This window comes from Phenylobacterium sp. (assembly GCF_036263695.1).
Classification (GTDB): domain Bacteria; phylum Pseudomonadota; class Alphaproteobacteria; order Caulobacterales; family Caulobacteraceae; genus Phenylobacterium.
This window is the reverse complement of sequence record NZ_DATAGM010000038.1, coordinates 1-10,441: the sequence shown is the minus strand read 5'-3', so window position 1 is coordinate 10,441 and position 10,441 is coordinate 1. Positions and strand designations below refer to the sequence as shown.

At 70.6% G+C, this 10,441-nt stretch carries 11 protein-coding genes and 1 pseudogene; 8 read left to right on the top strand and 4 right to left on the bottom strand.

Features of this window, described 5'->3' with window-relative positions:
• A pseudogene (locus VHK87_RS01395) lies at positions 1 to 217 on the top strand (cobaltochelatase subunit CobS); the annotation flags it as partial.
• 188 nt (positions 218 to 405) lie between these two features.
• Complete coding sequence (locus tag VHK87_RS01390) at positions 406 to 1,596, top strand: DUF3089 domain-containing protein (protein WP_329633104.1); 1,191 nt, start codon at positions 406 to 408, stop codon at positions 1,594 to 1,596.
• Positions 1,597 to 1,656: 60 nt separating this feature from the next.
• On the opposite strand, the gene VHK87_RS01385 is transcribed toward VHK87_RS01390, so the two are convergent.
• Both VHK87_RS01385 and VHK87_RS01380 read right to left on the bottom strand, forming a co-directional pair.
• Positions 1,657 to 1,884 carry a DUF378 domain-containing protein gene (locus VHK87_RS01385; protein WP_329633103.1) on the bottom strand — a complete coding sequence of 76 codons (228 nt, stop codon included), beginning with the start codon at positions 1,882 to 1,884 and terminating at the stop codon, positions 1,657 to 1,659.
• Between the two features lie 96 nt (positions 1,885 to 1,980).
• Positions 1,981 to 2,157 carry a DUF1328 domain-containing protein gene (locus VHK87_RS01380; protein WP_329633102.1) on the bottom strand — a complete coding sequence of 59 codons (177 nt, stop codon included), beginning with the start codon at positions 2,155 to 2,157 and terminating at the stop codon, positions 1,981 to 1,983.
• Positions 2,158 to 2,330: 173 nt separating this feature from the next.
• Here VHK87_RS01380 and cobT point away from each other — a divergent pair, with 173 nt between their 5' ends.
• Genes cobT through VHK87_RS01365 form a run of 3 tightly spaced genes read left to right on the top strand, consistent with a single transcriptional unit; the run spans position 2,331 to position 6,132 of the window.
• The gene (gene cobT / locus VHK87_RS01375; protein WP_329633101.1) at positions 2,331 to 4,280 is read left to right on the top strand and encodes a cobaltochelatase subunit CobT; all 1,950 of its coding nucleotides are present in this window, start codon (positions 2,331 to 2,333) and stop codon (positions 4,278 to 4,280) included.
• Positions 4,281 to 4,337: 57 nt separating this feature from the next.
• Positions 4,338 to 5,366, top strand: a complete 1,029-nt coding sequence (locus VHK87_RS01370; RefSeq protein WP_329633100.1) for an esterase-like activity of phytase family protein — start codon at positions 4,338 to 4,340, stop codon at positions 5,364 to 5,366.
• Positions 5,367 to 5,382: 16 nt separating this feature from the next.
• Positions 5,383 to 6,132 (top strand): dienelactone hydrolase family protein, encoded by a 750-nt coding sequence (locus tag VHK87_RS01365; protein WP_329633099.1) that lies wholly within the window; start codon positions 5,383 to 5,385, stop codon positions 6,130 to 6,132.
• A gap of 90 nt (positions 6,133 to 6,222) precedes the next feature.
• Here VHK87_RS01365 and rpmB read toward each other — a convergent pair whose 3' ends face one another.
• Both rpmB and VHK87_RS01355 read right to left on the bottom strand, forming a co-directional pair.
• Positions 6,223 to 6,519: a 50S ribosomal protein L28 gene (rpmB, locus tag VHK87_RS01360; RefSeq protein ID WP_329633098.1), complete on the bottom strand. Its 297-nt coding sequence runs from the start codon at positions 6,517 to 6,519 to the stop codon at positions 6,223 to 6,225.
• Positions 6,520 to 6,750: 231 nt separating this feature from the next.
• Complete coding sequence (locus VHK87_RS01355) at positions 6,751 to 8,025, bottom strand: 3-phosphoshikimate 1-carboxyvinyltransferase (RefSeq protein WP_414694088.1); 1,275 nt, start codon at positions 8,023 to 8,025, stop codon at positions 6,751 to 6,753.
• A gap of 117 nt (positions 8,026 to 8,142) precedes the next feature.
• Between VHK87_RS01355 and VHK87_RS01350 the strand changes: the two genes are divergently transcribed.
• From VHK87_RS01350 to VHK87_RS01340, 3 genes are all read left to right on the top strand, one after another.
• Positions 8,143 to 8,775, top strand: coding sequence for a TetR/AcrR family transcriptional regulator (locus VHK87_RS01350; RefSeq protein ID WP_329633097.1), 633 nt, complete (start codon positions 8,143 to 8,145; stop codon positions 8,773 to 8,775).
• Positions 8,775 to 9,746, top strand: a complete 972-nt coding sequence (locus VHK87_RS01345) for an HlyD family secretion protein (RefSeq protein WP_329633096.1) — start codon at positions 8,775 to 8,777, stop codon at positions 9,744 to 9,746. The genes VHK87_RS01350 and VHK87_RS01345 overlap by 1 nt, the downstream gene beginning before the upstream one ends.
• The coding region (locus VHK87_RS01340) for an ABC transporter ATP-binding protein (RefSeq protein WP_329633095.1) at positions 9,743 to 10,441 on the top strand (699 nt) is incomplete at its 3' end. The genes VHK87_RS01345 and VHK87_RS01340, both read left to right, overlap by 4 nt.

Sequence of the window (10,441 nt, the reverse complement as noted above, 5' to 3'; positions counted from 1 at the left end):
CTTCATGAACGGCGACATCTCCACGGTCATGAGCCCGCGGACGGTGATCACCTGGGCCCAGAACGCCGAGATCTTCGGCGGCGACATCGCGCTCGCCTTCCGGATGACCTTCCTGAACAAGTGCGACGAGCTGGAGCGCGGCACCGTCGCCGAGTTCTTCCAGCGCGCCTTCGGCCAGGACCTGCCCGAAAGCACCGCCCGCATTCGCGTGGCTTGACGTGGCGTCGCTCGGCGTCTTCGGCGAGCTGGCCGTCGTCGCCGGCGCGCTGGTGGTCTCACTGGTGATCTGGGCGGCGATCAAGGCGCGCGGAAAACGTCGCAATCGCGATTGACGCCCCCTCCACCGCAGGGCCATAGCGGTCACCGCTGACCAGATAACCTCGGTCAGGGTGTCAGGGGGATTTGATGTCCAGGAAGATGCTGGCCGGGCTGACGCTCGGGGCCGCGGCGATGATGCTGGCGATGGGCGTTGCGACGGCCCAGGACGCCGCGCCGCCGAAGAACGACTATTCGAACAAGGCCAACTGGCTGTGCTGGCCCGGGCGCGACGACGCCTGCGCGATCGACAACACCGCCACCATCGTGAGGGCCGACGGGTCCACCCAGAAGGAGACCTGGAAGGCCGATCCGGCCGCCAAGGTGGACTGCTTCTACGTCTATCCGACGGTGTCGAATGATCCGGGCGTGATCTCCGACATGACCGCGAACGCCGAGGAGAAGCGGGTGGTCGAGCAGCAGCTCGCCCGCTTCGGCTCCAAGTGCCGGGTGTTCGCCCCGCTCTATCGCCAGTTCACCCTGACGGCCCTGCGCCAGATGATGTCGGGCGGCGCGCCGCCGGCCAACCGCGGGGCCATGCCCCAGACCGGCTACAACGACGTGGTCGACGCCTGGAACTGGTACATGGCCAACGAGAACAAGGGCCGCGGCGTGGTCCTGATCGGCCACTCCCAGGGCTCGGGCGTGCTGACCCAGCTGATCAAGGAACACGTCGACGGTAAGCCGGCGCAGAAGCAGCTGGTCAGCGCCCTGCTGCTGGGCACCACCTTGCCCGTCGAGAAGGGCAGGGACACGGGGACCTTCACCTCGATCCCGCTCTGCAAGTCGGCGACGCAGACCGGCTGCGTCATCGCCTACGCCGCCTTCCGTGACACCGTCCCGCCGCCGCCGACCAGCCTGTTCGGCCGTCCGCGCGAGCCGGGCTCGACCATGGGAGCTGCCTGCGTGAACCCGGCCAACCTCTCGGGCGGCAAGGGCGAGCTGAAGGCCTACCTGGCCGCCGGCCGGACGATGATATCCGGCGAGGGCCCGCCGGTCTGGGCCAAGGGCAAGACCCTCGACACCCCGTTCGTCGCCGTGCCCGGCCTGCTGACGGGCGAATGCGTGAACAAGGACGGCTTCCACTACCTGTCGGTGCACATCAACGCCGACCCGGCGGATCCGCGGGCCGATGACATCGCCGGCGACGTGCCCGGGGCCGACGGCAAGGTCAACGCCGGCTGGGGTCTGCACCTCATCGACGTGAACCTGGCCATGGGCAACCTGGTCGACATCGTCGAGAGCCAGTCCAAGGCCTGGCTGGCGAAGAACAAGGGCTGAAACGAGAAGCGCCCGCCCCGGTGATCCGGAGCGGGCGCTGAGTCCTTGACGCGGACTGGCTTAGTGGCGAGCCGCTTCCGCCGGAACCTCGCCCACGCGGGTGGCGCGCGAGAAGGGCACGAGCTGATAGACGGCCGACAGGCCAACCAGGGTGTAGACGACCCGCGACAAGGCGCTGTCTTCACCGAACAGGGCGGCGACGAGGTTGAAGTCGAAGAGGCCCACCAGGCCCCAGTTCACGCCGCCGATGATCACCAGCATCAGGGTGATCAGGTTCAGAGCTTTCATTTGCTTCGCATCTCCACGTTCCTGAGAGAGGAAACGTGGCGCGAGCGACCCGCGTTCCGCGGTGAGACTCTAAGTTTCTGATTTTCCTGGGGAGCGCTACCGTCTGAGCCGCTGGCCGGTCATCACCGCCAGCGCGACCATGACCACGAACACGACCATGAAGAGGCCGAACAGGAGCTTGGCCGCGCCCGTCGCCTCTCCGGCCATCCCGGAGAAGCCCAGGATGCCCGCCAGGACGGCGACGGCGGCGAAGACGAAAGCCCACTTCAACATTCAAGCACTCTGTGGCCGGTAGCAACGCGCCCCCTTGCATGCCCGTTCCGCCAGATGCAAGCGTCGCCATGACCGGAGGGGCTGCGCCCGGCAAGCTGCACAAGACGAAGGCGCGGCCAGCAGCAAGCTTTCGCTTCGCTTGCGGCGCGCCGGCGGGATAAAACAAAGCTTCCATGGCCAAGAACCCCGAAAGCCCCACCGAACCCTTCAAGCGCGCCCTGGCCAACGCCGCGCGCTCGCTGGCCGAGACCGCCGACCTGGAGATCGTCTACTCGGGCGAGGGGCCGCAGCTGCAGGGCAAACGGGCGGTGCTGCCGCACCCGCCGCGGGACCTGAAGCCTGAGGACGCCGCGCGCATCCGGGGCCTGGCCGACCAGATGGCCCTGAGGCTGGCCCACCACGACGTGGCACAGCACGCAAAGACCCGCCCGAACTCGGCCCAGGGCGCGCCGATCTACGACGCCATCGAGCAGGCGCGCATCGAGGCGATCGGCGCGAACGCGCTCGGCGGCGTGCGCGAGAACCTGAAGGCGGTTCTGGAGCAGACCTACGCCAGGCGGGTGTTCAACCCGATCGAGGCCGAGGCGAATCCGCCGCTGGCGGACGTCGTCCAGTTGCTGGTGCGCGAGCGGCTCACCGGCGAGCCGCCGCCGCCGATGGCCCGGCCGATGGTGGAGATGTTCCGCCAGGAGATCGAGGCCAAGGCCGGCGCCGACCTCGACAAGCTGGCGGCGACCATCGAGGACCAGAAGTCGTTCGCCAAGGTCGCCCGGGCGATCATCCGCGACCTCTCCATGGGCGACGACCTGTCCGACGCCCCGGACCAGGCCGACCAGGACGACGAGAGCGGCGAAGAGGGCGAGCCCGAGGCCAGCGACGACGGCGACGAGGGCGAAGGCGAAGGCAAGTCGCCCCAGCAGGCGGCCATGGACGAGAACGAGGCCACCCACCGGGAGAGCGAGGACGCCGACTCGCAGATGATGGAGGCCGAGGAGGACCCCAACGCCGAGGACACCGACGAGCCGCCGGAGATGGGCGAAGGCGACCAGCCGGCCCGGCCGGATCTGAAGGGCGATCCCTCCAAGGCGACCTACAAGGTGTTCACCACCGCTCATGACGAGATCGTGGCGGCCGAGGAGCTGTGCGATCCCGAGGAGCTGGGCCGTCTGCGCGCCTACCTCGACCAGCAGCTGGCCAGCCTGTCGAACGTCGTCTCGCGCCTGGCCAACCGGCTGCAGCGCAAGCTGCTGGCCCAGCAGAACCGGTCGTGGAGCTTCGACCTGGAGGAAGGCATCCTCGACGTCGCCCGGCTGACCCGAGTGATCATCGACCCCACGGCCCCCCTCTCCTTCAAGGAGGAGGAGGACACCGAATTCCGCGACACGGTCGTCACCATCCTCATCGACAATTCCGGCTCGATGCGGGGACGTCCGATCATGGTCGCCGCGGTCTGCGCCGACATCCTGGCCCGCACCCTAGAGCGCTGCGGGGTCAAGGTGGAGATCCTGGGCTTCACCACCAGGGCCTGGAAGGGCGGCACGTCGCGCGAGGACTGGCTGAAGGCCGGCAAGCCCCCGCAGCCCGGCCGGCTGAACGACCTGCGCCACATCATCTACAAGGCCGCCGACGCCCCCTGGCGCCGGGCGAGGCGCAACCTCGGCCTGATGATGCGCGAGGGCCTCCTGAAGGAGAACATCGACGGCGAGGCGCTGATCTGGGCCCACCACCGGCTGATCGGCCGGCCCGAGCAGCGGCGCATCCTGATGGTCATCTCCGACGGCGCGCCGGTGGACGACTCCACCCTGTCGGTGAACTCCGGCCACTATCTGGAGCGCCACCTGCGCGAGGTGATTGGCGAGATCGAGAACAAGAGCCCGGTGCAGCTGATCGCCATCGGCATCGGCCACGACGTGACCCGCTACTACAAGCGCGCGGTCACCATCGTGGACGTGGAGCAGCTGGCCGGCGCCATCGTCGAACAGCTTGCCGAGCTGTTCGAGGAGGAGCCGCGCAAGCTGACCCGCGCCTCCGCCGGCCTGCTGCAGCAGCCGCCCAGCGCCCACGGCCCGCAAGGCCAGATGCGCCGCTCCACCTTCAAGGAAGTGCGGAGAGTGGTGAGTTGAGCCCCCTCCGCTCATCCCGGCGTATGACCTCTCCCCGCAAGGCGGGGAGAGGGTAGGGTGAGGGGCCTGCTGAGGCGCCGCGCCCGCCACATCGGCGGATCGCCCCCCTCACCCTACCCTCTCCTCCCGCTGAGCGGAGGGAGAGGTCTGTTCCTCACGATCATTCTCGCCGCCTGCGCCCCCGCCGACGCGCCGCTGCCGCGTGAGCCGGTGGCGGCGGACGGGACGATCCGGATCATAGCCGAGGCCCTGCCGCTCAATCCCGGCAATCCGGACGAGACCCGCATCGGGCGCTTCACCTATGCCGGCGGCGTGGCGTTGACGTCGGAGGACACCGCCCGGTTGCACGGCCTCTCCGACCTGTTGGTGGAGCCGGACGGCCGCATGCTGGCTGTCTCCGACGAGGGCGACCTCATCGAGGCGCGGCTGGTGCTCGACGGCGCCGGGCGCCTCACCGGGGTCACTGGCGCAAAGATCCGCCCTCTCCTCGGGCCGGACGGACAGCCCCTGCCCGGCAAGCTGGAGGCCGACTCCGAGGGCTTGGCCCGGCTGCCGAACGGCGACCTGCTGGTCAGCTTCGAGCAGCGGCACCGGATCTGGCTCTATCCCGCCAATGGCGAGCCGCCGCGCGACGCGCCGGCGCCGCAGGCGCAGTTCCCCGCCAACGGCGGGATGGAGGCGCTGAGCGGCGACCCGGCGGCCGGGCCGGACGCCTACCTGACCGGCGGCGAGGACGGGGCGCAGCTGTTCGCGTGCCGGCTCTCCGGCGGATGCGCGCCCGCCGGCGCGCTCGAGCGGCCGGGCCGCGAGTTCGGGCTGGTCGCGGTGCGGCGGCTGCCCGAGGGGCGCACCGCCTACCTGCTGCGCGCCTTCGACCCGCTGCGCGGCAACCGGATCGTGCTGAAGATCGACGGGCCGCATGGCGAGGTGGACCGGCTGGAGCTCGCCCGGCCTATGACCGTCGACAACTTCGAGGCGGTGGCGGCGGTCCCGATCCGCGGCGGCCTGCGCTTCTATCTGCTGTCGGACGACAACTTCCAGAAGATCCAGCGCACCATCCTGATGGCGTTCGACTGGCGGCCATAACCAAGGGAGACGCGCCATGAGCCACACCGAGATCGCCCTGCCCACGGCCGACGGCGAGGCCCGCGCCTTCGTCTTCAAGCCCGACGACGGCCAAGGCCCCTGGCCCGGCGCGATCATCTTCATGGACGCCCCGGCGATCCGGCCGGCGCTGTTCGAGATGGGCGAGCGGCTGGCGAAGGCCGGCTACTACGTCCTGCTCCCAGACCTCTTCTGGCGCGCCGGCCGCTACGATCCGCCCGACATCGCCAAGGCCCGGGCCGGTGATCCCGAGACACAGGCCATCTTCCAGAAGCTGCGCGCCAGCACCGACGTCCAGCGCCAGCTGATCGACGCCCGCGCCTGCCTGGAGTTCCTGGAGCGGCAGAAGGACGTGAAGCCCGGGAAGGTCGGCGTCACGGGCTACTGCATGGGCGGCGGCGTCGCCCTGCGCGCGGCCGGCGCCTTTCCGGACCGCATCGGGGCGGCGGCCTCCTTCCACGGCGGCAACATGGCCACCGACGATCCGAACAGCCCCCACCTGCTAGCCGACAAGATCAAGGCCAAGGTGCTTGTCGCCGGCGCCGACGAGGACCGCAGCTTCGACGAGGCCCAGAAGGAGCGCCTGGCCGCGGCCCTAAAGGACGCCGGCGTGGAGGCCGAGGTCTCCATCTGGCCCGGCTGCCGCCACGGCTGGGTGCCCACCGACATGGCGGTGCACAACCCCGAAGGCGCCGAGCGGCACTGGCGCGAGCTGACGGCGCTGTTCGACGGGACACTGAAGTCCTGAAACCTCCCCGCGTAGCGGGGAGAGGTCTGAAAAGCGAAAGGGCCGCTCCCGGGGGAGCGGCCCTTTGTGCAGTTCGTGAGGCTGGAACCCTTACGCCGCCTTCTGCTCGGCCAGCTTGGCCTTGAGCTGGCGCTTGATCTTCTGGGCGCGGGGGGAGAGCTGCTCGTCGCTGGCGCCGAGGAGGAAGGTGTCCAGGCCACCGCGGAAGTCGAGGGTGCGCAGGGCCGCGTTGGTGATCCGCAGGCGGAAGCTCTGGCCGAGCGCGTCCGATTGCAGGGTCGCGGGCGCCAGGTTCGGCAGGAACCGGCGCTTGGTCTTGATGTTCGAGTGGCTCACGTTGTGGCCGACCAGGGGGCCGACGCCCGTAAGCTCGCAGCGGCGCGACATGGCGATAGAACCTTCGCGTAGAAAAACGGACGCGGAGCCGGCGGCCCCGCGAGGAGCGCGCGATATAGTCGAACCCCTCAGCCCCCGTCAAGGCGCAGCGGCGCCTGCGACACCAGGCCGGTCCAGCTCGTTTGTGGCCAAAAACGAGTCAGATACAATGGGTTGTAGGGAACGAAGGGTGATTCCGGCCGAGTCAGTGATTCGGTCCTGATTCGTTGCGCCCGCGTTCCCTCAGGCTTCGAAGGTGAGTTCCACGCCGAGCGCCGCCAGCGCGTCCCAGTAGCCGGGATAGGTCTTGGCCACGCAGTCCGGGTCCTGGATCACGATCCCCGCCGTCTTCAGTCCAGCCAGCGCGAACGCCATGGCCATCCGGTGGTCGTCGTAAGTGTCGATGCGGCACGCCCGCTCCTGGCCGGCCAGCGCCGGGTCGCCCTCGACGACCAGCTCGTCGCCTTCCTCCCGCGCCAAGCCCTGGCGGATGGCGTTCAGCCCCTGCGACAGGGCCGAGATCCGGTCGCACTCCTTCACACGCAGGCCCGAGATGCCGGTGAAGCGGACGGGCGTCTCGTTGAACGCCGCCAGCACCGCCAGGGTCGGGATCGCATCCTGCATCTGCGAGCCTTCGATGACCGCCGGCATGCGCGGGAAGGTCTGGATCAGGCTCCAGGCCTTGGCGTCGGGCTGACTGAAGGCCTGGGCGGGCATGCCCAGGTCGATCGCCCCGTCCGTCAACGTCTCTGCGGCCCAGAGGTAGGTGGCGGCCGAGGCGTCAGGCTCGATGAACACATCGGCGGCGCCATAGCCGGTGGCGGCGATCCGCCAGGCGGGCCGGTTGCCGAGCTGCTCCACCTGCGCCCCGAACTTGCGCATCGCCGCCAAGGTCAGGTCGATGTAGCCGGCCGCGCCGATTTCGGCGTGCGCGAGCTCGACCTCCACCGGCCCGCGGGCGCAGGCGCCGGTCATCAGCAGGGCCGATGCGTACTGGCTGGAGAGGCGGGCGTCGATCACCACCTTGCCACCCTCAAAGCCGCCCTTCCCGGCCACGACCACTGGCGGGCAGCCGGTCGGCGCGGCGGCCTCTATCGCCAGCTGGGCCAGGGCCTCGACCAGCGGCGCGATCGGCCGCTTGCGCATGTTTGCGTCGCCGTCCAGCACCACGGCCCCATCGGCCAGCGCCGCCGCGGCGCTCAGGAAGCGGGTGGCCGTGCCGGCGTTGCCGAGGAACAGCGCGCGCTGGGGCGCCGCGAGCCGGCCAGAGCCGGTGACCACGAAACTGGTCTCGTCCGGCTCCTCGACGGCGACGCCCATGTCCCGCAGGGCGGTCGCCATGTGGGCGGTGTCGTCGCTCTTCAGCGCGCCGGTGAGCCGGCTGGTCCCCTTGGCCAGGCCCGCCAGCAGCAGCGCCCGGTTGGTGATCGACTTCGATCCTGGCAGGCGCACGGACCCCGTCAGCGGGGCCGTCACAGGCGTGAGGCGGACGCCGTGGATGCGGGCGGGAGCGGTCATGGCGGACAGGTAGCGCGCAGACCTGCCCTGCGCCAACCCCGGGCCCTTAGCACAACGCCGTTGCGCCAAGCGCGCCGGCGTATTACTAACTAATCGGTCAGTTACTAGGAGCAGCCGATGCAGGCGGGCGCACCGAAATTCCGACGCCGAAAGGAGGCCCGGCCGGCCGAGATCGTCGCCGCCGCCTTCGAGGTGTTCGCGCAGAAGGGCTTCGCCGGAGCCAAGCTCGACGACATCGCCCTCCGGGCCGGCGTCTCCAAAGGCGCCCTCTATCTCTACTTCGAGACCAAGGAAGAACTCTTCCGGGCGGTCGTCACCCAAGGCGTCGCGCCGAACTTCGACGCCGTGCTCGCGGTGCTGGCCGGCCACCCGGGCCCGATCGGCCCCCTGCTCGAGATGCTGGCCGGCCGCATGGCCGACGTCGTGACCACGACGCCGGTGGGCGGCCTGGTGAAGATGGTGATCGGGGAGGCGCGCAATTTCCCGGAGCTCGCCCAGGTCTGGCATGACCAGCTGGTCTCCAAGGCGCTGGGCGCCCTCACCGCCGCCATCGCCGCGGCCCAGGCGCGCGGCGAGGTGAAACCTGGCGACCCGCGGATGTACGCCTTGTCGGTCGCCTCGCCGCTGCTGGTCGGGGTCATCTGGCGCGAGACCTTCGTCCCGATCGGCGCCGAGCCCTTCGACATGCCCGCCCTGGCCCGCCAGCACGTCCGCGCTGTGCTGCAGGGCATTCTGGCGGAGGCCGCCTGATGCGCCGCCGGATCCTCCCGCTCGCCCTTCTGCTGGTCGCCGCCGGGCTGATCGCCCTGCTGGTGCTCGCGCCGCGGCTGAAGGGGCCGCCGGTGCTCACCGGCTACGTTGAGGGCGAGCCGCTCTACCTCGCCGCCCCCGTCTCAGGGACGGTCGAGCAGGTCCTCGTCCAGCGCGGCCAGGAGGTGAAGCCCGGCCAGCGGCTGTTCGTGGTTGATCCCGAGCAGCTGGCCGCCCAGCGCGACCAGGCCGCCGCCGAGGTCGCCGCCGCCCGGGCGCAGGCGGAGGACGCCCGCCAGGGCCAACGTCCGCTCGAGCTCGCCGTCTTCGACGCTCAGGTGGCCGCCGCCGAAGCGCGGGCCCGGGACGCCGCCGCCGACCTTCGCCGCATCCGCCCGCTGGTGCAGAAGGGCATCTACGCTCCCGCCCGCCTCGACGATGTGCAGGCCGCCTGGCAGGCCGCCCAGGCCGAGGTCCGCGCCGCCGCCCGCCGGCGCGACGCCGCCGAGCTCGGCGCCCGCCAGGGCCAGATCGAGGCCGCCGACCAGCGGGTGCGGCAGGCGCAGGCCGGGCTGGCCGGCGCCGGCGCGCGACTCGCCGACCTCGCGCCCGTCGCCCCTGCCGCCGCCCGCGTCGAAGAGGTCTTCTTCCAGCCCGGCGAATGGGCCGGGGCCAACCAGCCGGTGCTGGCCCTGCTGCCGCACAATCGCATCAAGCTGCGGTTCTTCGTGCCCGGGACGGACCTCGCCGCCTACCGGCCGGGCCGCTCCGTCCGCTTCCGCTGCGACGCCTGCCAGGAGGGCCTCACGGCGCAGATCGTTTTCGTCAGCCCCAGGCCCGAGTTCACGCCCCCGATCATCTATTCGCGCGAGAGCCGCGACCGGCTGGTTTACCTGGTGGAGGCCCGCCCCTCGGTCCGTCTCAACCCCGGCCAGCCGGTGGACGTGCTGCCCCTGGAGGCCGCGTCGTGACCCTGGCCATCGACGTCCGCCACCTCAACAAGAGCTTCGGCGACAAGCACGTTGTCCAGGACGTCGCGCTGCAGCTCGAGACCGGCCGGATCTGCGGCTTCCTGGGGCCGAACGGCTCGGGCAAGACCACCACCCTGCGCATGCTCTGCGGGCTGCTGACGCCCGACAGCGGCGAGGGTACGGCGCTGGGCTTCGACCTGCGCCGCGAGGCCGGCGAGATCAAGCAGCGCACCGGCTACATGACCCAGCGGTTCTCGCTCTACGAGGACCTGACCATCGAGGAGAACCTGGCGTTCACCGCCCGCGTCCACGGCCTCGACCGTCGGCGCGAGCGGGTGGCGGCGGCGCTCGAGCGCTTGGGCCTGGCCGAACGGCGAAAGCAGCTGGCCGGCGCCCTCTCCGGCGGCTGGAAGCAGCGGCTGGCGCTGGCAAGCGCCACCCTCCACGAGCCCCAGCTGCTGCTGCTCGACGAACCGACCGCCGGCGTCGACCCGAAGGCCAGGCGCACCTTCTGGGACGAGATCCACGCCCTGTCGGCCCAGGGCCTGACCGTGCTGGTCTCCACCCACTACATGGACGAGGCCGAGCGCTGCCACGAGATCGCCTACATCAGCTACGGCCGGCTGATCGCGCGCGGCACGGCCGAAGAGGTGGTGGCCGGGTCGGGCCTGATCACCTTCCGCGGCGAGGGGCCG

Excerpts from the sequence above, each read along its gene's own strand:
- VHK87_RS01390 (WP_329633104.1), top strand. The coding sequence starts at position 406 with ATGTCCAGGAAGATGCTGGCCGGGCTGACGCTCGGGGCCGCGGCGATG.
- VHK87_RS01385 (WP_329633103.1), bottom strand. The coding sequence starts at position 1,884 with ATGAAAGCTCTGAACCTGATCACCCTGATGCTGGTGATCATCGGCGGC.
- VHK87_RS01380 (WP_329633102.1), bottom strand. The coding sequence starts at position 2,157 with ATGTTGAAGTGGGCTTTCGTCTTCGCCGCCGTCGCCGTCCTGGCGGGC.
- cobT (WP_329633101.1), top strand. The coding sequence starts at position 2,331 with ATGGCCAAGAACCCCGAAAGCCCCACCGAACCCTTCAAGCGCGCCCTG.
- VHK87_RS01365 (WP_329633099.1), top strand. The coding sequence starts at position 5,383 with ATGAGCCACACCGAGATCGCCCTGCCCACGGCCGACGGCGAGGCCCGC.
- rpmB (WP_329633098.1), bottom strand. The coding sequence starts at position 6,519 with ATGTCGCGCCGCTGCGAGCTTACGGGCGTCGGCCCCCTGGTCGGCCAC.
- VHK87_RS01355 (WP_414694088.1), bottom strand. The coding sequence starts at position 8,025 with ATGACCGCTCCCGCCCGCATCCACGGCGTCCGCCTCACGCCTGTGACG.
- VHK87_RS01350 (WP_329633097.1), top strand. The coding sequence starts at position 8,143 with ATGCAGGCGGGCGCACCGAAATTCCGACGCCGAAAGGAGGCCCGGCCG.
- VHK87_RS01345 (WP_329633096.1), top strand. The coding sequence starts at position 8,775 with ATGCGCCGCCGGATCCTCCCGCTCGCCCTTCTGCTGGTCGCCGCCGGG.